The following is a 24,328-nucleotide window of genomic DNA, read 5'->3' on the forward strand; positions in this document are numbered from 1 at the left end:
TTTGGGATCCAGCCGTAGAGGCAGGTCGCTATTGGATTCGCCACATAGCAGAAAGGCCGCACTCGGTGATGAGCACGGCCTTGAAAATTACTGCGTAATTTTGTGACGACGTAGATTAGCTTTTGCGGCGCGCCCGGCGTGCAGCGGCCAAACCACCAAGGGCGGAGATCAACAAGATACCACCGGCGGGCAGTGGAACTTCGGAAACTTCGAAGGTGTCGATCCGGAGAACCAAATCATCAAAGTCATTGTCGCCAGCACCGTCACCAAAGAACGCGTAGACGCTCGTTGCAAATGGATCATTGGAGATGTCCGAAAACGCAATGGAGAGCCGAGAATCGCTTGCACTGCCAAACAGGTTGCTGATGAAATCGCTTTCGCTGAGATTGTTTGTTTCGAAATTCAGATCAACAAAATCATCAAACGTCTGTTGGGTGGTAAAGTTGTCGCCGTTAACGGATGTGGCGTTGCTGAATGAATTTGATCCAAGCGCGAGGGTAGAGAGGTTTGTCGCGCTCGCCTCTGAACCGATGAACGTGTATGTCAGCCGGGTGTTTGCTGTCGTACCGCTCAGGAACAAGCCACCAAATAGGGATCCCTCATCCCGAAAGCTTATGATTGGGAATGGCAATACCGGCTCGATAAGCGAATATGTCGATGCGGGCAGTGTTGTTGCCGTACCGTTGATAGGAACTAGGCCGAAGGTTGCAGCAGTCGATACTGTCGCTGTGACGGCGATTGTCGCGGCGACAGCAAGCGTCATTTTAAAATTATGCAATGCCATTAGGTGTCTTCCTATTCCTTCCGAGGCCTTTGCAAGAATGTCTGTAAGGCCGATTTCAAATCTGAAGTTTCTAGTAACACTGCAGAAAAGGCTTCGTCCAGAATTGTAGAGATTATGGCGGAATTGCGACCTAGGCGTGTAAAATTGATGGTTGATCGGGCTACAATGGCAGGCCGGGGGCAGCATTGTTGCCGTGTTGGATGAGCGACCGCCTAAAACCCATGTGATTCGGCGAGACATTGCCGATCGGTGAAGCAGGTTTTGGCGACCGGGTCGCAAAAACCGCCGATAAAAGAGAGTGCGTTGGGAGGCTATCGACGAGGGCGTGAATGCATTTGGTTTGGCATGGGCGACGACCGAAGTTTTCTGCGATTCGAAGCGGCTGGCATAGGGATTTTGACCCATGGCCGTCGGAATGTCTGAACTGTGCTAGTGCATCATTCGTGGCACCGCATCCAGTTGATTGCATAGCCCATTTGGGTCAAAGAGGCAGTGTTAGTTTCCGGTTTTTTCAGATTTGAACCACGGCCGGGAACCATGCAGGCATTGATCGGCCTTCGGAACCGAAGCAAGCGCATCGAGAGTTCGCACAAATGCGCGTGCTTCCCCAGAGTTTGTGACAGTTCCGCGGTTGTTTTAGCGGCGCAATTGGGTCACTGCGCCAGCTTTTTCGCCACCAGTTCGTTCACCGCTTTGGGATTGGCCTTGCCGCCCGTCGCCTTCATCACTTGGCCTACAAACCAACCGGCGAGTTTGGGGTTTTCGCGGGCTTTGGCGACTTGATCGGGGTTGGCGGCGATGATCTCGTCGACAGCTGTTTCAATCGCGCCGGTGTCAGTGACCTGCTTGAGGCCTTCGGTTTCAACAATTTCGGCAGGGTCGCGGCCGGTGGTGTAGGTGATCTCAAACACGTCTTTGGCGATCTTGCCGGAAATCGCGTCTGAGGCGATCAGGTCGATCACACCGCCAAGCTGGGCTGGGGTGACGGGGCTGTCAGCGATGTCTTTTTCATCCTTTTTCAACCGGCCAAAGAGCTCGTTTATCACCCAGTTCGCGGCCATTTTGCCGTCGCGGCCTTGGGCGGTTTCCTCAAAATATGAGGAGGACGTGAGATCGGCAGTCAAGACGGAGGCATCGTAATCCGACAGGCCAAAGTCGGCGATAAAACGCGATTTCTTGGCGTCGGGCAGTTCGGGCAGGCAGGCGGCGATATCATCCACCCACGCCTGTTCGATTTCCAACGGCAATAGATCGGGGTCGGGGAAGTAGCGGTAATCATGGGCTTCTTCCTTGGACCGCATGGAGCGCGTTTCCTGTTTGTCGGGGTCGAACAAGCGCGTTTCTTGCGTCACTGTACCGCCCGCTTCAACGATGGCGATCTGGCGTTTTGCCTCAACTTCGATGGCCTGCTGAATGAAGCGCATGGAATTCATGTTTTTGATTTCGCATCGGGTCCCAAGGTGGCTGAAATCTTGGGTGGCCTGATATTTTTCGTACTGCCCGATGGGACAGACCGAGACGTTGACGTCCGCGCGCATGGAGCCGGACTGCATGTTGCCATCACAGGTTCCCAAATACCGCAGGATCTGACGCAATTTGGCGAGATAGGCGGCAGCCTCTTCGGGGGAGCGGATGTCGGGTTGCGAAACGATTTCCATCAGAGCGACGCCGGTGCGGTTGAGATCAACAAAGGACATGTTTGGGTCCATGTCGTGGATCGATTTTCCGGCGTCTTGTTCCAGGTGAATGCGTTCCACGCGTACAAGGCGCGCAGTGCCGTCGCCAAGCTCCACAAGCACTTCGCCTTCCCCGACGATGGGGTGATAAAGTTGGCTGATTTGATACCCTTGCGGCAAGTCAGGATAGAAGTAGTTCTTGCGATCAAAGGCCGAATTCAGGTTGATCTTTGCCTTGAGGCCAAGCCCGGTGCGCACGGCCTGTTCGATGCAATATTCGTTGATCGTGGGCAGCATGCCGGGCATGGCGGCGTCCACAAAAGCGACGTTGGAGTTTGGCTCAGCACCGAATGTAGTCGAGGCCCCTGAGAAGAGCTTAGCGTTGGATTTGACCTGCGCATGGACTTCCATCCCGATGACGACTTCCCAGTCTTGCGTGGCCCCGGCGATGATGCGGGGTTTTGGGGTGTCATAGGTCAGGTCAAGCATGGGCGGCCTCATAGGTCATGTGATGCGTCTGGTCTTAGCTCTGCAGGGCAGGTGGGGCAAGAGGGCGCGGCTTGGATAATCTGCGCAGCGGTGGCTTCATCATGCTGGGGTTAGGAGGCCGGCGTTCAATTGCCACGCCACTCCTGACGCAATCGCAGAAGCGACCGCGTCTTAGCCGGCTGTCGCGACGGGGCCGTCTTCTGTGAACACAATACGATTGCCCGCGGCGATTTCGCGTTTGAACAATATCGTGAGGATGCGCATGGCGTCGGCTTGGCCGGCGGCGGCAAAGCGAGCGGCAGAGCGGATGCGAAGGGAGTTGTCGAAACCTTGGGCGGCGTGGGCCCAAATCATCGGGTGCAATTCAGTTAGGTGTTCGCGCACGATCCAGTCGGCGCAGGCTGCGATTTGGGCGCGGTTTTGATCGGCGTCGTTGTTACCTGAATAGGCCTGACCCATGGTGTTGGCGCAATAGGCGGCCAGCAGATTGACGATATGAGGATCGCGGCGGCGCGCGAGGATGTCATGCAGTCCTTCGATAAAGAACGGCAAGTCAAGTCGGGCGCAAGCCTCATCATCGCCGGAAATCGCATCGAACATCACCCATGTATAGGCCCCTGCGCCCCAGATATTTCCGGTGCGTGCGGCAGTACGGCGGGCTTCAAGTTCAAGCGCGTCGTAGGATCCATGCCAGCGCGGCAGCAGATGATTGCCCATGGCGCGCATTGGAGCGGGGTTGCTCGTGTTGAGGTCAATCAGTGCTTCATAGCGGTCGGCAGCCGTTTGGGCGGATTGGCCAGGGCCTGCCAGCAGTGCGCAGCAAGTAGCGGCGACCAGAGGCGAATGGGAGGCTTCGGCCCTAAAGGGGGCCATGATTTCGGTGGCGCGTTCGAAATGCGCGCCAAAAGCTTCGCGGTTTTGGGGAGGCACGTCGATGTCCCAACCCGTGCCACGCCACGCCCATGCAACATCAATATGCGCAAGCGCCACGACACAAGCGATGGCAGGGTCCTCAGGGTGGTCCTGCAGTACATATTCCAGCGATTCGATGCCATTGAGCAGCGGCGCATCGCGCTCTGGCGTGGTGTCAAAGAGTGCATGTTCGGCGGCATGGACCACATCAGCGCGCGCGCCGTAAGCCATCAGTTCTGCCACAGGCATGCTGCCGGGCGTCATTTTAAGCGTTCGGTCGGCGGTCTGAATGAGGTTGGACAGCGTGGACCAGTCTTCTTGGCGCACAAGATTGAGGGCGCGGTTTTGGTGGGCATCGCGGATGCGGTCTTCGGCGGTGGGATCGGGGCATGGGATGCTTAGCATGTTTTCATGCGACACGGTTTCGGGGGATGCACTTTGGACCGCGTGCGCAGGAACCGGGCGTTTGCGCGAGGTTTTCACGAAGTCGCTCAGCGGTGCGATTGGCGTATCTTCAACATGCGGCACAGGGGTCGTATCCTTGGCTTTTTTCAGCCGGATGTGCAGCGCGTTGAGTATTTGTTTCATGCAAAGGGTCCGCCAAAAGGAGCTGATATTCGTTAGCGACAGTTGTGCTGCTGGATTTGGGCGGCTTCGTGGCGGCGCCGCGGTGTTCGTGCGGAGTTTCATGCAGCTTGTGGGCGAATTCTTGCCATTGTTGTGGCGACTGTTGCCGCTTTGGTGATGGTGTTGGGTTTGGTGAGCGGGTTGTTTCCTAAACCGTCCATAGCGGTCTAAATTCTTGCGAATGCGTTAATCTTGGGTCAAGAAATTAATTATGAAGTGTATTGTATTGATTGGACTGTTGGCTGTGGCTCCTTTGGGGGTGTTGGCAGAACAGGTGGCCCTGCCGGCAAGTGACGCGAAGCCAATTTCGCCAGAACAATCTGGGGTCGCGGTTGCAAACCTCAAAGTAGCTACCAAAGATTCATTTGTTCCAGAAGATGTGACTGACAATCCTTATAACTTGCGACCACCAGCGCGCCTAGCGGATCTGCCACGCACGCGTTGGCAACATATGCCGGGCAATGAGATTTGGACGCGCGCAGCGCTGTCGGCACTCAAAGATCACGGCAAGCCGTTGGTTGATCTGGTGCCGGGCGACATTGAAACCTGGTGCCCGGCTTATGAACAGAATGACGATGCCAAGCGGCGGGCGTTCTGGGTAGGGTTCATGTCTGCGCTAGCGAAATATGAGAGCACGTATAAGGCCACGGCCGTTGGCGGCGGGGGGCGTTGGTACGGGTTGTTGCAAATCCTGCCCGCTACGGCGCGCGGGTATAGGTGTAACGTAGGCACGGGAGCGGCGTTGAAGAGTGGTGCGGCGAACCTAAGCTGCGCCGTTCGGATCATGGCGACTACGGTACCACGTGATGGCGTGATTTATGGACCCGGCGGCAAGGGCGTTGCGGCGGATTGGGGTCCGTTGCGTAGCAAGGCCAAGCGGCGCGAGATGTCGAGGTGGCTGAACGCGCAGACTTACTGCAAACCGGTGAAGGACACGCGGCCCCGGACGCGTCCTTGAGCCCTATTGCATAAAGGTAAAGTGATGTCGCCGCGTGGGGATGTCATGTGCATCAAGTGCAGGTTCAAGCAGGCGGGCGGGGGGCGTTGCCTCAAACGGCAAGCGAACTTTGCGACCCGTGTGCAAGATCACCGTCGCACGTGTCGAGAAATCGAGGCGTGTATCAAGGCGGATATGGTCGATTTCTGATAGGGCTACCTCGGCCTTGGCGCGGCCAGAATACCAGCGGATGCTTTGTTGATCGAGGGTCAAGCCGGCGGCAGGGTTTGCCGCCAGATCATAAAGTGCAGGCAGCGTGAATATGCCAAAAAAGGCGATCACCCACCACGCGGCCCCCACCAAGACATAAGCCGCGAGCAGGGCTGCCCAAACCCCACACACAACCACGGCGGTTAACACGTTGCGCGCTTGGGTATGGTATTGCAGGGGTGTGATCATCTTGGGCTAAAGACATGTGCAAGATCGGTCAGGGCTTCGGATTGGCGGGTGCTTGGGCCACCTTTGCTGCCTGCTGAAGTGACCTCAGAGAGGATTTCGATGAGAGTAGGGAAAGATGCGCCTTCGTCGAGTTTGTGCAGGCGTTTAGAGAGGCGCGAGAACGCGGGGGCGGCACCGCCACATTGCTCTACCAACCAGTGTCCCAACACTTCGATTTCCTGAGCCGTGTCACCGTCGAGATTTAGGTGGCAGCGCAATGCTACATCCAACGCGCGGCGGGCATCGGCGGTCGGCAGATCGTCAAGCTGCATAAACGCGGTAGCTAGTGCTGCGACGGCAAGGTTTGGATCCTCCACGGCTTCCACGGGATGCTGGTTTCCTTGGCGGCGAAACCCAAAGCGGCGCGCTGCACCGCGCACATCCTGGGCGGCATCCATCAACCCGGATGCCATTTCGGCACCGCGTTTGACGCGCACGATCACGAAATAGGCGCTCGCAGCGAGGCCAATCAGACCAAGGAGGATAGGCATTACCAAAGCTCCGTGTTTTCCAGTTAGACGCCGCGAATGCGTGTCAGCATCTCAGTGGTGTCCCGGCTGAGCGCAGGGGTCGCCAGAATGCGATCAAGCTGTGACTTGATCAGGCTTTGGCGGTCACCGTCATAGCGCGCCCATGTCTGGAAGGCCGAACACATGCGTGCTGTGGTCTGCGGATTGATCGGATCAAGCTTGATCAGCCAATCTGCCAGCAGCGCATAGCCCGCACCCGTGGCATGATGGAACCCAGCGTGGTGCATCGCGAGACTGCCAAAAACAGCGCGGAAGCGGTTGGGATTTTTCCAATTAAAATCGGGATGCTTGGTCAGGTTTTCAGCGATCTCATGGGCGTCTTCGGGATCAGCTTCGATAACTTGCAGGCCGAACCACTTGTCCATCACCAGCCGGTCGTCTTTCCACTGTGCCTCAAATGCCTTGAGGGCTGTATCCCCGCGACCCGCACGGATCAGATTGGCCAAGGCAACCAGCTGTTGGGTCATGTTGTCGGCGCTGTCGTATTGCGCTTGCGCCTGTTTGCCGTCGTCGCGGCGCGTAAGCAGGGCAAGGACCGCATTGCCAAGGGCGCGCCTGCCTGATTGCACAGCATCCGGTTGATACGGCGCGGTCACCAGATTGGCGGCATAGAGCGCGGGCAGTGCGGTATCAAGCTTGGCGGCCAACGCATCGCGCATCATTTCAGTTGCGGCATAGATGATGTCAGGCTCTGGCGTGTCGCCTGCGTCATGCAGGGCGGTGGCCAGATCAGATTGGCTGGGCAAGCCCAACATCAGGGCGCGGTAGGCAGGGTCGAGCCCGTCGTCCATCGCCACAGCCTGGATGCCGTCAAGATAGGCGGGATTGGGACGTGTGCCGTTGCGGATCATCCCCAGCAGTGCATTGCGCGCAAGGGTGCGCCCGGCTTCCCAACGGTTAAAGGGATCGGTGTCGTAGGCCAGCAGATGGGCGTGATCAGCGTCGTGATCCATAACCACAGGGGCCGAGAAATCGCGTAGGATGGACACAGCAGGGCGCGATTTGAGGCCTGAGAAGGTGAAGTCTTGGTTCGCCTTCGTCATTTCCAGCACAGTTGTCGGGGTCACTTCGGCGCCGTCCGCGCCAATAAGGCCGACCGCGATCGGGATGACATAAGGCTGAGGATCAGGGGTTGCGGTGCTGGCGGGCGTGGTTTGGGCAACGCTCAGCGTCAGGGTGTCGCCCTCAAAGCTCTCTGTCACTGACAGGCGCGGCGTGCCGGCCTGCGAATACCAGCGTTTGAATTGGGCAAGGTCGCGGCCGGTGGTGTCTTCAAATACCTGTAGCCAATCCTCAATCGTGCAAGCTTGGCCGTCGTGGCGGTCGAAATAGAGGGTGACGGCCTGTGCATAGGCGTCATCACCGACAAGCGTTTTGAGCATGCGTATGACCTCTGCGCCCTTTTCATAGACGGTTGCGGTGTAGAAATTGTTGATCTCTTGAAAACTCTCGGGACGCACCGGATGGGCCAGCGGCCCTTGGTCTTCGGCAAACTGGCGGCCACGCAGGTCGATCACGTCGCCGATACGTTTCACAGAAGCAGAGCGCATGTCAGAAGTGAATTGGCTGTCGCGAAAAACCGTCAGCCCTTCCTTGAGGCACAGCTGAAACCAGTCGCGGCAGGTGATGCGGTTGCCGGTCCAATTGTGGAAATACTCATGGGCGATGATCGCTTCGATCCGCTCAAAGTTCAGATCGGTTGAGGTTTCAGCGGATGCTAGGACAGCGGAGGAGTTAAAGACGTTAAGGCCTTTGTTCTCCATCGCGCCCATGTTGAAGTCGTCAACGGCCACGATATTGAACAGATCAAGGTCGTATTCCCGTCCATAGACGTCTTCATCCCACTTCATGCTGTCTTTGAGTGCCTGCATGCCAAAGGCGCATTTGCCCTCGTCGCCGGGACGCACATAGAGGTTCAGATCGACCACGCGGCCCGATTTGGTGGTGAATTGGCCGGGGTGGGCAATCAATTCACCTGCAACAAGCGCAAAGAGATACGCAGGTTTGGGCCAAGGGTCGTGCCATTTGGTTTGGTGCGTTTTTGTCTCCACCGGATTGCCATTGGACAACAAGACCGGATGCGGCCCCTCAACGGTGACGGTAAACACGCTCATCACGTCAGGACGGTCGGGGTAGTATGTGATCTTGCGAAACCCTTCGGCCTCGCATTGGGTGCAATACATGCCGTTGGACATATAAAGTCCTTCGAGGGCGGTGTTGTTTGCGGGATCAATCTCGACCTCGGCCTCCCATGTGAAGGGGCCCGTGGGCACGTCGCAGTTGAGCCCTTCGGGGGTGAGCGTCGGCGTTACAGGGATGCCATCGATCTGAGCGGAGATTAGTTTCAGGTTCTCACCATGCAAAAACATGGGGAGCTGGGGCGCGTCGGCGTCTTTATTGCTCTCCGGATTTGGGACAAAACGCATTTTGCTGCGGACCCGCGTGGCATGCGGATCAAGCTGAAAATGCAGATCGACACTCTCTATCTGCCAGCCAAAGGGCGTGTAGTCTTCGAGGTAGATGGTTTGGGGGGCGGCGTCGCGCATGGGGTCATCCTGTCGGAGGGGAAACAAATTTGTTAGCCACACGTTAAGTCCGCATCAGGGGGGCTGCAAGATGGGCTTGGGCTGCTATTTGAGAGAATGGATAAGCCATCCCAAGACTGACATCACAAAATGCATGGCTACAGGCGCTGGTATCTTGGAACTGCCGTGATAAATCTGTCGGCGGCGTACATTGTAGAGGTGCGCGATTGCTGCAAATGATGCCGCTGGTTTAGGGTGACATCACAAAAATGAGAAATTGGTAAGATAAATTTACCAAAATGCTTGATCGGCTGCGGGAATGACCGTATTGGTTCGGAAACCGCGCGACATAATTGACACCGAAAAGGGGACTTCATGGAACGGATCAACAAACACGGCCTTGAGGTAGACAGCCAGTTGGTCGATTTCATCGAAGCTCAGGCGTTGCCGGGCACCGGTGTTGAGGCGGATACTTTCTGGACTGGGTTTTCAGCACTAGTCCACGAGATGGGCCCCCGCAACCGGGCACTGTTGGCACGACGTGGCGAAATTCAGCAGCAGATTAATGACTGGCACAAGGGCCGAGCTGGCAAGCCGCATGACGCAGCGACTTATAAGGCGTTTTTGGAGACCATCGGCTATTTGGTGCCTGAGGGTGCTCCGTTTCAAATCGAAACGACGGGTGTTGATCCTGAAATCGCGCATATGCCCGGGCCACAGTTGGTGGTGCCAATTACCAACGCCCGCTTTGCGCTGAACGCTGCAAATGCGCGTTGGGGATCGCTTTATGATGCACTTTACGGGACCGATGCGCTGGGCGATCTGCCCAAGGCTGGCGGCTATGACGCTGAGCGCGGTGCGCGGGTCATCGCATGGGGCCGGGCGCATTTGGATGCTGTTGTGCCGCTGGCGACAAGGTCATGGACTGACATTGACGGGATTTCCGTTCAAGACGGTGCATTGTCGGTCGAGCTAAAAGATGATGCACAGTTTGTCGGCCATTCAGATGGCAAAGTTCTGTTGCAAGCCAACGGGATGCGGATCGAAATTCAGGTTGATTCCAGCTCGCAAATTGGTGGGCAGGACCGCGCAGGTATTTCCGATATCGTGCTGGAAAGTGCCCTGAGCACGATCATGGATTGCGAAGACAGCGTCGCGGCAGTGGATGCCGAAGACAAGGTTGTCGCCTATACCAACTGGTTGGGCCTGATGAAGGGTGACCTGTCCGAAAGCTTTGATAAGGGCGGCAAGACCATCACCCGCGCGTTGAACCCGGACCGGACCTACATGGGCCGTGATGGCAAACCGCTGGTCGTCAAGGGCCGTGCGTTGATGTTGATCCGCAATGTGGGGCATCTGATGACAAACCCTGCGGTGCTGGACCGCGACGGCCTCGAGATCGGCGAAGGGCTGATGGATGCGATGCTGACGACGATGATCGCGATGCATGACCTCAAACGCGAGGGTGGCAATTCGGTTACCGGATCGGTTTATGTGGTTAAGCCTAAAATGCACGGGCCAGAAGAAGTTGCATTCACGGACGAGATATTCACCGCCGTTGAGCGCGCTCTGGGGTTGCCACAATATACGGTCAAACTGGGGATCATGGACGAGGAACGCCGGACGTCGGCGAATCTGATGGAGTGTATCCGTGCCGCGAAATCACGGGTGGCGTTCATCAACACCGGCTTCTTGGACCGGACAGGGGATGAGATCCATACATCGATGGAAGCCGGGCCAATGGTGCCCAAAGGCGAGATGAAGAACGCGCCGTGGATTGCTGCTTATGAGGACCGTAACGTTGATATCGGTCTGGCTTGCGGGCTGAAGGGCCGCGCGCAGATCGGTAAAGGGATGTGGGCGATGCCCGATCTTATGGCCGACATGCTCGAGGCAAAAATCGGCCACCTGAAAGCGGGTGCGACCTGTGCTTGGGTGCCATCACCGACGGCTGCCACTTTGCACGCGACGCATTACCACCACATCGATGTCTTGGCGCGCCAGGACGAGATCGCAGCGGGAGGGCCGCGCGGGACGCTTGATGCATTGCTGCAGGTCCCCGTGCTTGAGGGCCGGAACCTGAGCGGTGAAGAAATCACCCGCGAACTGGAAAATAATGCCCAAGGGATTTTGGGATATGTTGTGCGCTGGGTTAATCAGGGCGTCGGTTGTTCCAAGGTGCCTGACATCAATGATGTGGGTCTGATGGAAGACCGCGCGACTTGCCGCATTTCTGCGCAGGCCTTGGCGAATTGGCTGCACCATGGGCTGATCAGCCGCGAAGAGATCGTGGATGGTTTGAAAAAAATGGCAGTGGTCGTGGACCGCCAGAATGCCGGCGATCCAGCCTATATGCCGATGGCACCGGGGTATGATGGGGTGGCGTTCCTTGCGGCGTGTGATCTGGTGCTAGAAGGGGCCACGCAGCCTTCTGGTTACACAGAGCCAGTGTTGCATGCCCGCCGGTTAGAGCTGAAGGCAATGACATAAAGATCGGCTCTCAATGCTTTTATATTAAAAGGAAAAAACATGATAGTTACACTGGATCACGCACGTAAAATTATCGCTGCCACAATCAAAAATGGCCACGAGTTGGGGCTAAAGCCGCTCTCAGTTGCCGTTCTTGATGCGGGTGGGCATTTGCTGGCATTTGAGCGCGAGGATGGCGCGGCACCGGGCCGTTACGCGATTGCGCAGGGCAAAGCTTATGGCGCGGTGATGCTGGGTATGGCGGGAACGGCGCAAATGGCGAGGGCAGAGGCACAAGCCTATTTCATCACAGCGGTGAACGGCGTTTTTGGCGGACAGTTTGTTCCAGTGCCGGGTGGCATTTTGATCCGTGACCTGCAGGGTGCGGTGATCGGGGCCGTGGGTGTCACAGGCGACACGTCGGACAATGACGCTGCCGCAGGGTTTGCTGGCATCGAGGCGGCGGGGCTGAAAGGCGAAATCTGATCCGTGCACAGTAGCTCTGCCGTTTTGGGGAGTTGAGGCTGCTGGATTGCCGCGTTACCGTGTGCGCGAGTTTGTTTAGACAACAAGAGGCGTTTTGTCATGGCACGGCCCGTAATTGGTATCATCGGCAACCATTTTCTTTTGCACGATCAGTATGGTGTCCATATGGCGGGCACGATGAATTCGGAGGCTGTTCACCAAGTGTCGGACTGCGTTCCACTGATCGTGCCAAGCGATCCCGTGCTGAGCAATATCAATGAATTGATGGATGTCTGCGACGGCTTTTTGCTGACCGGTGGGCGGCCCAATGTGCACCCTGAAGAATACGGCGAAGAAGAAACCCCGGCGCATGGTGCCTTTGACCGGGCGCGCGACGCGCTGACTTTGCCGTTGGTTCGGGCTTGTGTTGCACGGGGGCAGCCTGTGTTAGGTGTTTGCCGTGGATTTCAAGAGGTTAACGTTGCGATGGGCGGTAGTCTTTACCCTGAAATTCGTGAATTACCGGGGCGGATGAACCACCGCATGCCCCCCGATGGCACCCTCGAAGAAAAGTTCGAGTTGCGCCACACTGTGCGCTTTTCCGAGAGCGGTGTGTTCCACCGGCTTATGGGCGCGCAAGAGGTGCGGACCAACACGTTACACGGGCAGGGGATCAAGGACGCCGGGCCGCGCATCGTAGTGGATGGCTATGCGCCCGACGGCACGCCGGAGGCGACCTATATTGACGGCGCACCGGGTTTCACGCTGGCGGTGCAATGGCATCCAGAGTGGGACGCGGGCAATGATCCTGTTTCGCGTCCGCTTTTTGAAGCGTTTGGCGATGCGGCGCGGTCTTGGGCCACGCGGGGCGAACGGGCATTGAAAGCGATCTAGTCGCCTCCCTGACAAAAATTTGCGCTACATATGTCCGCCAGCGATTTCGATTGTCTGGCCGTTGATGCTTTGTGAGCCGTCCCCGATAAGCCATGCCGCCGCGGTGGCGACTTCTTCGGGCAATATCAGCCGCTTGTGGCGGTTGGCGCTGATCATCATGTCGCGGGCTTTTTCCTCGCTGACACCGGCGCGTTGGGCAATCGATGTGGTGTTGCGCGTCACGATAGGAGTGTCGACGTAGCCAGGGCAAAGCGCGTTGAACGTATAGGGTTGGCCCAGATAGTCCTCGGAAAGTGACCGAATTAACCCGATCATCCCGTGTTTGGAGGCGGAATAACACGCCGCCCCCGGCAAGCCGCGCAGCCCTGCGATGGAAGCGATTGCGATGACACGGCCCCAGTCGGTTTGGCGCATGGATTTAAGGGATTCGCGGATGGTCAGGAACGCGCCATCGAGGTTGGTGGCCATCATGTTGCGCCAAAAATCAAGCTCGGTCTTATGTACCGCGCGGCCTTCGGCGATGCCGGCGTTGGGGATGCAAATCTGGATGGGTCCACGTGCCGCGACGGCGGCAGCGATTTTGGACACTACATCGTCTTCGTTACGCACATCCATGGCCATACCGGTGATGCGGTCGGTTGATACGGCGTCCAGCACTTCTTGGCGGCGTCCGGTGATTGTAACGGTGCACCCTTTCGCCGCGAGATCTTGAGCGATGGCCAGCCCGATGCCCGTGCCGCCGCCTGTGATAAGCGCGTGTTTGCCGGTTAGGTCCATACTGTTCTCCAATGGTGTTGCCCATGCCGCTGCCGGGTTACTCAGCAGGGACCGCGTTATTTGAGTCACACAACATTGATTTTGCAATCAAAAACACCGGGCTTGTTGTGAGATTCCCGTTTTGCTATCAATTCATACACAGGCAACCTGAAAACAGGGCCACAAAATCTATTGGAGCAGTTCAATGAATACCCTTAAGTGCGCCGTGATCGGTGCGACATTTCTATTTTCAAACGCCGCTTTGGCGGGCGAAATCTCCGGCGGCTCGATCGGGTTGTCGTATTCATCCTTTACCGAAGATTCAGATTTTTCACGCATCGGCGTGGAAGGCTCTATCGAGTATGCATTTAACCGCGACTTCAGCATACAAGGCGATTTGGCGTTTCAGAACTTTGGCGAATCGGATCTGGATTCCACAACATTCGGCGCGCACGGCATTTACCACGTAAATGATGATACATCGCTCGGCGCGTTCTTCATGCGCGAGGATGTCGATGACGGCGATGGCAACTTCTATGGCATTGAAGGCGGTTATGAGACCGGCCAAGTGGAGCTCGAAGGATACGCCGGGAATTTCGATGGCGATGGCGATAACGCCACAATCCTGGGTATTTCGGGGCGCTATGAATTCTCGAATGCGTTGGGACTGACAGGATCGTTCGACCAGATCGACGGGGACGGCGTTGAGCTGTCGCGTTATGGCGTGAAACTTGACCGTGACGTCTCTCCGACGTTGAACCTGTTTGTCGAAGTTGGCAGTGCGGACGTTGAAGCTGGCGGTTTGTCGGGTTCTGAGACGTTTGTCGGCTTGGGCGGCAAGATCGTCTTTGGTGCCGAGCGTGGTGCCACGTTTGAGCAACGCGGCCTGACACGTCTTATCCCCGGTCTGTAAACAATCAAAGCAGGTCGCGCCGGGCTTCGGGCCGGCGCGACCAGTGCCTTTTTGACTTTGGCGCGCTTTGTTTGCGCTAAAGCTGCAAAAGCGCCGCTCTTGGTGGCACCTTTTGCCTGCTTGCCCCTTCAACTGCTTGAATTATTCTGGCGTGCGCGGTATCGCTCAGCTCATATTATTGCGCGGTCAAGCGTGATCAAAGGCTCAAAGCGGGGGATGCTGGATTGAAGATCGGGACACCAAAAGAGACTTATTCGGGTGAGCGCCGCGTCGCGATGACGCCTGAAAGCGCTACGCAGCTGCAAAAGCTGGGTCATGACTGTGTGATCGAGACCGGGGCCGGGCTTGAGGCCGGGTTTGACGATGCGTCTTATAAAGCGGCCGGCGTGTCGGTGGTAAAGACGGCCACGGCACTGTGGAAAGCCGCGGAAGTGGTCACCAAAGTGCGCGCGCCCTCTGAGGCCGAAGTCAAGAAATTGCGCGACGGGCAAACACTGATCTCGTTCTTTAACCCTGCTGGCAATGCCGATCTGATGGAGGCATCAGCCAAGAAAGGCGCCACCGTCATCGCGATGGACATGGTGCCGCGTATTTCACGGGCACAAAAAATGGACGCGCTGTCTTCGATGGCCAATATTGCGGGCTACCGTGCGGTGATCGAAGCAGGCAACAACTTTGGCCGCTTCTTTACCGGACAGATCACGGCCGCGGGCAAAGTACCGCCTGCCAAGGTTTTGATTGTTGGTGCCGGGGTGGCCGGGTTGGCCGCGATCGGGACATCGACGTCACTTGGCGCGATCACCTATGCATTTGACGTGCGGCCCGAAGTGGCCGAGCAGGTTGAATCGATGGGGGCTGAGTTTGTTTACCTCGATTTCGAAGAAGAGCAGGCGGATGGGTCCGCATCTGGCGGCTATGCATCCGTGTCCTCGCCTGAGTTCCGCGAAGCACAATTGGCCAAATTCCGAGAACTGGCCCCAGAGATCGACATCGTTATCACCACGGCGCTGATCCCGAACCGCGAAGCTCCTGAGATTTGGACCGAAGATATGGTCAAAGCGATGAAGCCCGGATCGGTCATTATCGATTTGGCGGCGGAAAAGGGCGGTAACTGCAAGCTGACAGTGATGGATGAAAAAGTTGTCACCGATAATGGCGTGACCATCATTGGGTATACCGATTTTCCAAGCCGGATGAGCGCGCAAGCCTCAGCGCTGTATTCGACCAACATCCGTCACATGTTGACGGATCTGACACCGGAAAAAGACGGTGTGATCAATCAGAACATGGAAGACGACGTGATCCGTGGGGCGACGATTACCCATGCAAAGAAAGTCACCTTCCCGCCGCCACCGCCCAAGGTTGCAGCGATCGCGGCGGCTCCGAAAAAGGACAAGCCCAAAGAGCTGACGCCAGCTGAAAAGCGCGCCAATGAAGTGGCCGCGTTCAAGGCGGCGACAAAATCTCAGGTGACGATGTTAGCTATTGGTGGTGCTGTGATGCTGCTGATCGGGACATTCGCGCCAGCGAGCTTTATGCAGCACTTCATCGTATTTGCGCTGGCCTGTTTTGTTGGGTTCCAGGTGATCTGGGGTGTTTCCCACAGCCTGCACACGCCGTTGATGGCCGTAACCAATGCGATCTCTGGCATCGTGATCTTGGGCTGCCTGTTGCAGATCGGCTCGGGCAGTTGGCTGGTTGTCTTGCTCAGTTTCATCGGTGTGCTAATTGCGTCGATCAATATTGTCGGCGGGTTCCTCGTCACGCGGCGCATGCTTGCCATGTTCCAGAAATCCTGAAGGAGCCGACATGTTTAGTATTGGCATCACCTCAGCGGCTTACATCGCCGCATCTGTTCTTTTCATCCTCAGCCTTGGCGGGCTGAACAACCAAGAAAGCGCCAAGCGCGCCGTATGGTATGGCATTGCCGGCATGGGCATAGCGGTTGTGGCCACGGTCTTTGGGCCTGGCGTTTACAACCTGTTCTTGATCCTAGTTGCCATCGCGGCAGGCAGTTTTGCGGGCTACTATGTGGCGGGCAAAGTCCAGATGACAGAAATGCCGCAGCTTGTGGCGGCGCTTCACTCCTTCGTGGGTCTGGCGGCGGTCTTTATCGGTCTGAACGCGGATATCATGTTGTCTGCCGTGCAAGAGTTGAAGGCGGCGGGCGTTGATCAAAAGGCGGCTGAACTGACCGGCTTTGGCGATCAGCTTTGGAAAAAAGACGCGGTTGAGATCGTCATCCTCAAGGTCGAAGTGGCATTGGGTATCTTTATCGGTGCGGTCACGTTTACAGGCTCGATCATTGCGTTCGGCAAGCTGGCGGGCAAAGTCGATGGCAAGCCAAGCAAACTGCCGGGCGGTCATATGCTTAACCTTGCGGCGGCGATCTTGTCGTTGATCCTGGTGATCATGTTCGCCAATGGATCTGGGCTTTGGACGATGGTGCTGTTGACGCTCATTGCGGGCTTTATCGGCTATCATCTGATCATGGGCATTGGCGGCGCGGATATGCCGGTCGTTGTGTCGATGCTCAACAGCTATTCAGGCTGGGCGGCGGCGGCGATTGGTTTCACGCTGGGCAATGATCTGTTGATCGTGGTGGGCGCGCTTGTGGGCTCCTCCGGCGCGATCCTAAGCTACATCATGTGCAAAGCGATGAACCGGTCATTTGTGTCGGTGATCCTTGGTGGCTTTGGCGGTACCACTGGTCCGCAGATGGAGGTCGAAGGCGAGCAGATCGCGATCGAGGCCGAAGGTGTGGCCGCAGCGCTTAATGACGCCGACAGTGTCATCATCATCCCGGGCTACGGCATGGCGGTCGCACAGGCGCAGCAATCTGTGTCTGAGTTGGTGAAAAAGCTACGGGCGGCAGGCAAGACGGTTCGTTTTGCCATTCACCCTGTTGCTGGGCGTTTGCCGGGGCATATGAACGTGCTCTTGGCCGAAGCCAAGGTGCCGTATGACATCGTGATGGAAATGGACGAGATCAACGATGATTTCCCCACGACCGATGTGGCGATTGTGATCGGCTCCAACGACATCGTGAACCCCGCCGCGCAGGACGATCCGAACAGCCCAATTGCGGGTATGCCGGTGTTGGAATGCTGGAATGCCAAGCAGGTGTTTGTGTCTAAGCGTGGGCAGGGCACAGGGTATTCAGGGATCGAGAACCCGCTGTTCTTCAAAGAAAACACGCGCATGTTCTATGGCGACGCCAAGGCCAGCTTGGACAAGTTGATCCCGCTGATCGACTAAGGGGCGTATCAAATCACTCGGACAAGGCAGGCCCAATGTGGCCTGCCTTGTCATTTGTATCTCATGGTCCTCAAATTGTCGTAAATATCCCCAATTTTTGCACCCGGTGTCTGGCAAGCTAAAGGCGATCAATGCACTGAGGGCAGCAGTAATGGGGTTACCGACGCCTTTTCGAAAAACAGCGATTGAAGCAGGTCAGCAAGGTGGGTTTTCCCACGGAATGGCCCGCCATTTTGCCTGCCACTTCAAGCGGGATGACACGCTGGTGGTGACGTTTGATCACATGAAGGCGCGCGATCTACCAGTCCCGCGGTACCCGTGGGGTTACGGCCCATTGGCTGCGCGGGGTCATTCGCATCTGGGCATTATGATGCGGTGGCGCAATGACTGGTTTCGCCACACAGACTTGTTTGATTTCTTCGACGATCTACGCGACAGCGGCTTTTTCCAGCAATACCGCCGCGTGCTTTTCTACGGCAGTTCGATGGGTGGCTTTGGGGCCTGCGCCTTTGCGTCGGCGGCTCCAGGGGCAGATGTGTTGGCCTTGATGCCGCAATCCACGCTGGCCTCCGATTTGGTCCCGTTTGAGACGCGCTATGCTGCGCCCCGCTTACGCGGAGACTGGTCAGATCCACGGTACCGCGATGGGGCGGACGGGTTGGCAACGGCGCGCCGGGCTCATTTGGTTTACGATCCCTATTTTGCACCAGACCGAGCCCATGCGGATCGGATGCAAGGTGCTCATATTCAACATCTGAAATGCTTTTACGCTGGGCACAAGGCGGGGCGACTCTTGCATCTCACGGGGCGGTTGTTGCCATTGCTGGATGATGTTCTTGAGGGTGAACTTAACCCCTTTCAATTTCAACGTGATTATCGAGAACTGCGCCGCAGCAGCGTTATATATGACAAGATGCTGAGGAATGTCATTTGGGCCAGAGCTGACCGCGACAGCGCTGCGAGTGGGCGGGCCTCGGCGGCGCTTGCGTTAAAGGGTGCCACACGCGAATCCAATGAGCGGCAGAGGGGTAGCCGCGCCGCGTAAGATTGTGGGGGTAGGGCCTAAGAATTGCCAAAACGGATCTGGCACCGATGCCTGCTATTCCCAGCTTCGGTCGCTAACCCAGGCCCGGGGCAGGTATGAGGTTTTGGGGCAAGGGTGGTTCTGTGGGCCCGCCTCTTTCTGTGAAACGACAAGGTGCCACGCCGTTATGGCAGGACGTGTCCGTTGCAGGAATGTCAGTCGACGACCGTATGCCGAAGGTTTTCTCGTCTTTTTTTCAACCGCGCGATAGCTGTTGTGGATGGCTCTTGGCCACCCAGCCCATCAAGTGAGAATGAAAATGGCTCCGATCAAAGATCACCCGCAACGCTACATCCTGAGCGGTGAGCTGCACGCGCGGCCGTTCCCTGCCGTTGCCGCGCCGTCCTCTGCGGTGTTTCTGGCGATCAAGCAACCCGAAGATTCGGCGACCCGCGACCGTGCGGCGGATTTTGCGCATTTGACACAATTGCTAGAGCATTATGGTGCGCCAAAGCCTGACCCTGATGCCACGCATTACTACGGTGAAATGGGCAGATATTCGTTGAAGTGGGAACAGCACACGGAGTTTGTCACCTACACAGTCTTTAAGTCCGAAGCGGGTGGTAAAGCGTTTGATGCAGCTGAGTTCGATGTTTTCCCAGACTACTGGCTGGATGCTGCCCCGGGGCAGCGGGTCACGTCTATCGTGCTGCGCGTCCTGCCACGGCCCGATACCGACAAGGAAGTTGCCGGGCTTTTGCAGAATTGGTTTGTCCATGAGAGCCTTGCGGTGGGTTCGGTTCTGGATGACTGCGCCGTGGTGGCAAGCGATTTCCGGATTGACCCGGCAGGCCATATGCGGATGGCGATTTTTATGAACCCCAGCGTCGGCAAACAGCGCATTGGGCGGATTGTGCAACGCATGTGCGAGATAGAGACTTACAAGGCGATGTCGATGTTGGGCTTCGTTCAGGCGCGCACCCTTGGGGGGCCACTGACAGAGTTGGACGGCAAGCTGGGGGAGCTGATGCGCGACATGTGCGGATCCAAAGCAAGGGCCGAAGACACGCTGCATGCGCTGTTGGATGTATCTGTGCAGCTAGAGACCATGGCGGCGCAATCGGCGTTCCGTTTTGGCGCAACAGGGGCCTACGAGGCGATTGTGAACCAGCGCATTCAGGTGCTGCGAGAGGCCCGGTTTCGGGGGCGTCAGGGCTTTGGCGAATTTATGATGCGCCGCTACGAGCCTGCGATGCGGACCGTGAAATCCACGGAGGCGCGGCTGGATACAATCTCTGCCCGGGCTGTGCGCGCGGCTGAGCTGCTTCGCACCCGGGTGGATGTGGAACGCTCTGCCCAGAACCAAGCGATTTTGGAAAGCATGGACCGGCGCGCCGATCTGCAGCTGCGATTACAGCATACGGTTGAGGGGCTGTCCGTCGTCGCGGTGAGTTACTACGCCGTGTCCTTGGCTGGATACCTTCTCTATCCGCTGCAAGAGGTCACGGGCATCAGCAAGGGCATGCTGACGGCGATGATAACCGTTCCGGTGGTGGGTCTTGTGTGGTGGGGCCTGCGCCGTTTGCGGCGCAAGCTGTGATTACCGTCCGCGGATGCGCGGATCGAGGGCATCGCGGAGACCGTCACCAAGATAGTTGACGCTTAGCACGGTCAGAGAAATCGCAATGCCAGGAAGTAACACGCGCTCTGGGAATTCCTGCATACGGGTAACGGCGTCCGCGAGAAGCTTGCCCCAAGTTGGGAAGTCAGGCGGGAAACCGACGCCAAGAAAGCTCAGCGCAGATTCAGTGATGATTGCAGTCGCAAGGCCCAGCGTTGCAGAAACCATAATCGGCGAGATCACATTGGGCAGCAGGTGCCGGCTGATGATCTTGAACGGCGTGGTGCCGATAGAGCGGGCGGCGAGGATGAATTCGCGTTCCTTTAATGCAAGGATTTCGCCACGCACGATGCGCGCAGTCTGCATCCAGGAGGTCAGGCCAACCACACCCACGATAAGAATGAACATGCCGCCTTCAGGCCCGAAATTCTTAGTCAGAGGTTGGCGGAACAAGGTCACTGCAACCAGCAGCAAGGGCAGGATTGGCAGCGACAGGACCAGATCGGTAAAGCGCATTAGCCACGCATCCAAACGCTTGAAATAGCCCGCGACAACGCCGATCGAGGTACCGATAATGAGCGCTAGTAGCATCGCCATCCAGCCAACGGCCATGGAAACGCGCCCGCCATAGATCATCTGTGCCAAGATATCGCGGCCCAGCTGATCGGTGCCCAGAGGGTGGGTCCAGCCGGCCAATGCCCCAGAGTCCCAAATGAGGGTGTAAATTGGACGCCAGTTTTTGTTGCGGATATCAAGCTTGGTTGGTTCCAAGTTCCACAAGAGCGGGCCAATGAGGACCGCGAGTGTGATCAGGAGGAGAAAGAACCCGCCGAAAAGCGCGCCTTTGTGTTTCTTGAACTGGTCCCATACGTCACGCCACTGGCTGCGTGGCGGCGTTGAGGGAACCTTGTCTTTAAGGGCACCTAGCACTTCGGCTTCGGTGTCTGGGGCTACGATGCTTGGCGCGTCAGTCATAGCGGATCCTCGGATCAAGTACGCCGTAGAGGATGTCGGCGATCAGGTTAAAGAACACGATCAGTATAGCAAAGATGAACACCAGCGTCATAACCATGGGCATGTCATTGGCGCGCAGGGCAGTGATCAAGAGTTGGCCAATCCCGTTCACGGCAAAGATGACTTCGGTGATGATGGCACCGCCAAAGATCGCTGGGATACCAAGGGCGATCACCGTCACAACGGGGATCATCGAATTGCGCAGAACGTGGACCATAACCACAACACTTTCGCGTAGGCCCTTGGCGCGGGCTGTGCGCACGTAATCTTGGTTGAGGTTATCGAGCATGGCACCGCGCATGTAGCGGCTGATCTGCGCGGTGGTCTGTAGCGCGAGCACCATTACTGGCATGATCATCTGTTTCATCTGATACACAAAACTATCCCAGTCATTCACCACATGTGTGGTGTCATAAATGAATGGCAGCCAGCCTAGGTATACCGAAAAGACGACGATCAGCAGGGGGCCAGTGAAGAAGGGTGGGATCGAAAAGCCGATCATGGTGATAAAAGTACCGGCCTGATCGAATACTGAATAGTGCCGGTAGGCCGAATAGATGCCGATGGGAATGGCGATCACGATGCCGACGACATAGGCCAGCCCAACCACCCAGAGCGTCTGAGGCATACGCTGTACAACAATATCCATGACGGGGCTGCGGGTCTGCCAGCTGATCACACGCTGTTGTGGCTTAAGGTTGCCGGTGTCGGCATCTACGACCATCGACAGCTGGGTGTCGGGCAGCCAGCCAAAGAAAAAGCTCTCCCGTGTTGCCCAGTCGATCAAGAATTGCGGTTCGACCACAAAGAACTGATAGAGCCATTTGAGGTATTGGATGTGCAGTGGCTGACCGAGGCCAAGCGCTTCGCGCATCTTTTGTTTGACCTCAGGCGGGACGGTCAGAGGGACCTGCGCCATTGGGTCGTTTGGGGCCAACTGCAGCAGCATAAATATAGCAAGGCTGATGAGCAAAAGCGTCGGTATGGCGAGAAACAGTCGTCGGATGGTGAAGGTCAACATACGTCGCGGCGCCTTTGCGGATCGGTCTTTGGTGACGTTGGGAAAGTTGGGAAATGCCGGAGGCGCGCACAAGACGCGCCCCCTGCATCAGCCCGCACACCAAAATGCGCGGGCTATTAGGGTCACATCGTTATTGGATGCGGTACCAGTCTGCGATGTTCCACAGCTCGGAGTCCCATGTGTTCAGGATAACGCCGCCAAGAGTGACGGAGGCACCGGATACACGGCCACGGTCAACCAGCGGCACGATTGTCATCGTGTCACGTGTGATCATGTTATTGAGTTGCTTGGCAATGTCGCCACGCTTTGACAACTCACCTGTGCGCGACAATTCGTCGAGCAGCGCGTCATAGGCTGGATCACAGAAGCGGTTGATGTTTTCACCCTGCCATTGGCTGGATGGTTTTGGCTCGCCGCCACAACGGTAGGCCGACAGGTATGCCTGTGGGTCTGTGCCGTCAAAGTTGTTGGCGTACATTTCAACATCTGCATAGAACTTCTGGAACGTGTCAGGCGAACCTGGGTCACCACCAAAGAAGACAGACGCGTCAAGGTTGCGCAGTTCGACTTCGACGCCGATCTGGTTCCACCAGTCTTTGATCAGTGCTTGGAAATCCTGACGTACCGCGTTGGTAGACGTCTGGTAAAGGATCGCCAGCTTAACGCCGTCTTTGTCGCGTACGCCGTCGCCGTCGCTGTCAACCCAACCGGCTTCGTCCAAGAGTGCCTTGGCTCCGTCGAGGTCTTGGGTCAGGCATTCTTCGTTGTCGGACGCATAAAGTGCAGGGGCAGGGACCAGGTTACAGGTCGGACGGCCCGCTTGACCGTAGCCAACTTCGACCAGCAAAGGGCGGTCGATCGCCATGGAAAGCGCTTTGCGCACGTTGAAGTCTGACAAGAAGGGGTGCGGATGCGCGATTGTTGCGCGTTCGCCTTCTGGCAGATCAGGTGACGGGTTTGTGAGGTTCATCTCAAGGCGCTCGACGAGTGTGCCGAATGCAGAGATTGGAACGCCTTTGCCGGCTTCAGCCATTTTGGCCAAAACATCGGGTGCCAGCTGCAGGTTCCAAGCGTAATCGTATTCACCGGTTTCCAGTACCGCACGACCCGCAGCAGTTGCGTCGCCACCACCTTTAAAGTTCACACTCGCGAACGCCGGCTTCATCGGGTCACGGTAGTTCGGGTTCGCTTCCATCTGGATTACGTCGTTTGGACGGAAATCGGTGACCATGAAGGGGCCGGTGCCGATTGGCATGAAGTTTGCATCTGTGCACTCAGGTGCTTTTGCACCGAGGCAATTTGCAAACTGTGCGGCCTGAATGATGGGGGACTGAGCACCCATGAAAGGACCGTATGGGTTTGGCTTGGCATCTGAGAACGTGACTTTAACTGTCAGGTCATCAATTGCGTCTACCGCTGTCACGCCGTCAAATTTGGACGCCTGTGCGCAACCGCCTTCTGGGTGCATGCAGTATTCAGCAGTGAATTTTATGTCTGCTGACGTGACGGGCGTGCCGTCAGACCACAGCAATCCTTCTTGCAGCTTCCAGGTGATTGATTTGAGATCGGCGCTCACGCCACCGTTTTCAACGGTTGGAATTTCTGCTGCCAGATATGCAACCAGCGCGCCGGTTTCGTCATAGCGGCCCAGCGGTTCGATCACGAGGCTCGCAGACTCGAGGTCTTTTGTGCCGCCTGAAAGGAAAGGGTTCAAGATCGACGGGGCTTGCCAATAAATAATGTTAAGCTGGCCGTCGCGGCCGCGTTCTCCGGTATGGCCATCAGCAAATGCTGTGGGCGCAAAGGCAGTCATCGCGACCGCCCCCATCAGTAGGGTTCTAATTTTCATAGCTTACTCCATGTTGGACACTCACGACGTGTCACTTTTCTTTCCGGGTCAGGCCCGTGGGTTTTT

Annotated in this window: 19 protein-coding genes; 9 read left to right on the plus strand and 10 right to left on the minus strand. The window is 56.9% G+C overall.

Translation table 11 applies throughout. The annotated features are described in order from the left end of the window. Nucleotides 1-115 precede the first annotated feature (115 nt). The 3 genes from C1J03_RS25275 to C1J03_RS08405 all read right to left on the minus strand — a co-directional run bounded on the left by C1J03_RS25275 (nt 116) and on the right by C1J03_RS08405 (nt 4,449). Nucleotides 116-784: a VPLPA-CTERM sorting domain-containing protein gene (locus C1J03_RS25275; RefSeq protein WP_162798481.1), complete on the minus strand. Its 669-nt coding sequence runs from the start codon at nt 782-784 to the stop codon at nt 116-118. Nucleotides 785-1,437: 653 nt separating this feature from the next. Next, a complete protein-coding gene (gene gatB / locus C1J03_RS08400; protein WP_114885497.1) occupies nt 1,438-2,949 on the minus strand; it encodes an Asp-tRNA(Asn)/Glu-tRNA(Gln) amidotransferase subunit GatB in 1,512 nt (503 codons plus the stop codon). A gap of 171 nt (nt 2,950-3,120) precedes the next feature. Next, nucleotides 3,121-4,449, minus strand: a complete 1,329-nt coding sequence (locus C1J03_RS08405) for a hypothetical protein (protein WP_254694222.1) — start codon at nt 4,447-4,449, stop codon at nt 3,121-3,123. 250 nt (nt 4,450-4,699) lie between these two features. On the opposite strand from C1J03_RS08405, the gene C1J03_RS08410 reads away from it, so the two are divergent. Continuing rightward, nucleotides 4,700-5,446 carry a lytic transglycosylase gene (locus tag C1J03_RS08410; RefSeq protein ID WP_254694223.1) on the plus strand — a complete coding sequence of 249 codons (747 nt, stop codon included), beginning with the start codon at nt 4,700-4,702 and terminating at the stop codon, nt 5,444-5,446. A 3-nt stretch (nt 5,447-5,449) separates the two neighbouring features. On the opposite strand, the gene C1J03_RS08415 is transcribed toward C1J03_RS08410, so the two are convergent. Genes C1J03_RS08415 through pepN form a run of 3 tightly spaced genes read right to left on the minus strand, consistent with a single transcriptional unit; the run spans nt 5,450 to nt 8,999 of the window. Continuing rightward, nucleotides 5,450-5,884, minus strand: a complete 435-nt coding sequence (locus tag C1J03_RS08415; RefSeq protein WP_114885499.1) for a hypothetical protein — start codon at nt 5,882-5,884, stop codon at nt 5,450-5,452. Then, nucleotides 5,881-6,414 carry a hypothetical protein gene (locus C1J03_RS08420; RefSeq protein ID WP_114885502.1) on the minus strand — a complete coding sequence of 178 codons (534 nt, stop codon included), beginning with the start codon at nt 6,412-6,414 and terminating at the stop codon, nt 5,881-5,883. The genes C1J03_RS08415 and C1J03_RS08420 overlap by 4 nt, the downstream gene beginning before the upstream one ends. 23 nt (nt 6,415-6,437) lie before the next feature. Then, nucleotides 6,438-8,999, minus strand: a complete 2,562-nt coding sequence (gene pepN, locus C1J03_RS08425; RefSeq protein WP_114885504.1) for an aminopeptidase N — start codon at nt 8,997-8,999, stop codon at nt 6,438-6,440. 354 nt (nt 9,000-9,353) lie between these two features. Here pepN and C1J03_RS08430 point away from each other — a divergent pair, with 354 nt between their 5' ends. From C1J03_RS08430 to C1J03_RS08440, 3 genes are all read left to right on the plus strand, one after another. Continuing rightward, entirely contained in the window at nt 9,354-11,468 is a 2,115-nt protein-coding gene (locus C1J03_RS08430; RefSeq protein ID WP_114885506.1) for a malate synthase G, read from the plus strand. Nucleotides 11,469-11,507: 39 nt separating this feature from the next. Next, nucleotides 11,508-11,933, plus strand: coding sequence for a GlcG/HbpS family heme-binding protein (locus tag C1J03_RS08435; RefSeq protein WP_114885508.1), 426 nt, complete (start codon nt 11,508-11,510; stop codon nt 11,931-11,933). A gap of 99 nt (nt 11,934-12,032) precedes the next feature. Then, a complete protein-coding gene (locus C1J03_RS08440) occupies nt 12,033-12,806 on the plus strand; it encodes a gamma-glutamyl-gamma-aminobutyrate hydrolase family protein (protein ID WP_114885510.1) in 774 nt (257 codons plus the stop codon). A gap of 24 nt (nt 12,807-12,830) precedes the next feature. Here the strand turns inward: C1J03_RS08440 and C1J03_RS08445 are convergent, their stop codons facing one another. Then, the gene (locus C1J03_RS08445) at nt 12,831-13,583 is read right to left on the minus strand and encodes an SDR family NAD(P)-dependent oxidoreductase (RefSeq protein WP_114885512.1); all 753 of its coding nucleotides are present in this window, start codon (nt 13,581-13,583) and stop codon (nt 12,831-12,833) included. Between the two features lie 184 nt (nt 13,584-13,767). Between C1J03_RS08445 and C1J03_RS08450 the strand changes: the two genes are divergently transcribed. From C1J03_RS08450 to C1J03_RS08470, 5 genes are all read left to right on the plus strand, one after another. Then, nucleotides 13,768-14,475 (plus strand): porin, encoded by a 708-nt coding sequence (locus C1J03_RS08450; protein ID WP_114885514.1) that lies wholly within the window; start codon nt 13,768-13,770, stop codon nt 14,473-14,475. Nucleotides 14,476-14,699: 224 nt separating this feature from the next. Then, a complete protein-coding gene (locus tag C1J03_RS08455) occupies nt 14,700-16,274 on the plus strand; it encodes a Re/Si-specific NAD(P)(+) transhydrogenase subunit alpha (protein WP_114885516.1) in 1,575 nt (524 codons plus the stop codon). Nucleotides 16,275-16,284: 10 nt separating this feature from the next. After that, entirely contained in the window at nt 16,285-17,733 is a 1,449-nt protein-coding gene (locus tag C1J03_RS08460) for an NAD(P)(+) transhydrogenase (Re/Si-specific) subunit beta (RefSeq protein WP_114885519.1), read from the plus strand. 151 nt (nt 17,734-17,884) lie between these two features. Next, nucleotides 17,885-18,778 carry a hypothetical protein gene (locus C1J03_RS08465; RefSeq protein ID WP_114885521.1) on the plus strand — a complete coding sequence of 298 codons (894 nt, stop codon included), beginning with the start codon at nt 17,885-17,887 and terminating at the stop codon, nt 18,776-18,778. A 298-nt stretch (nt 18,779-19,076) separates the two neighbouring features. After that, on the plus strand, nt 19,077-20,357 hold the full coding sequence (locus C1J03_RS08470; RefSeq protein ID WP_114885523.1) for a DUF3422 family protein: 1,281 nt from the start codon (nt 19,077-19,079) through the stop codon (nt 20,355-20,357). Here the strand turns inward: C1J03_RS08470 and C1J03_RS08475 are convergent, their stop codons facing one another. The 3 genes from C1J03_RS08475 to C1J03_RS08485 form a co-directional block, all read right to left on the minus strand. Continuing rightward, the gene (locus C1J03_RS08475; protein WP_114885525.1) at nt 20,358-21,353 is read right to left on the minus strand and encodes an ABC transporter permease; all 996 of its coding nucleotides are present in this window, start codon (nt 21,351-21,353) and stop codon (nt 20,358-20,360) included. It lies immediately after the preceding gene. Next, entirely contained in the window at nt 21,346-22,413 is a 1,068-nt protein-coding gene (locus C1J03_RS08480) for an ABC transporter permease (RefSeq protein ID WP_114885527.1), read from the minus strand. Before C1J03_RS08480 ends, C1J03_RS08475 begins: the two co-directional genes overlap by 8 nt. Before the next feature lie 130 nt (nt 22,414-22,543). Further along, nucleotides 22,544-24,262 carry a peptide ABC transporter substrate-binding protein gene (locus C1J03_RS08485; RefSeq protein WP_114885529.1) on the minus strand — a complete coding sequence of 573 codons (1,719 nt, stop codon included), beginning with the start codon at nt 24,260-24,262 and terminating at the stop codon, nt 22,544-22,546. Between the last annotated feature and the right edge of the window lie 66 nt (nt 24,263-24,328).

The sequence above is a fragment of the Sulfitobacter sp. SK012 genome (genome assembly GCF_003352085.1).
Lineage (GTDB): Bacteria > Pseudomonadota > Alphaproteobacteria > Rhodobacterales > Rhodobacteraceae > Sulfitobacter.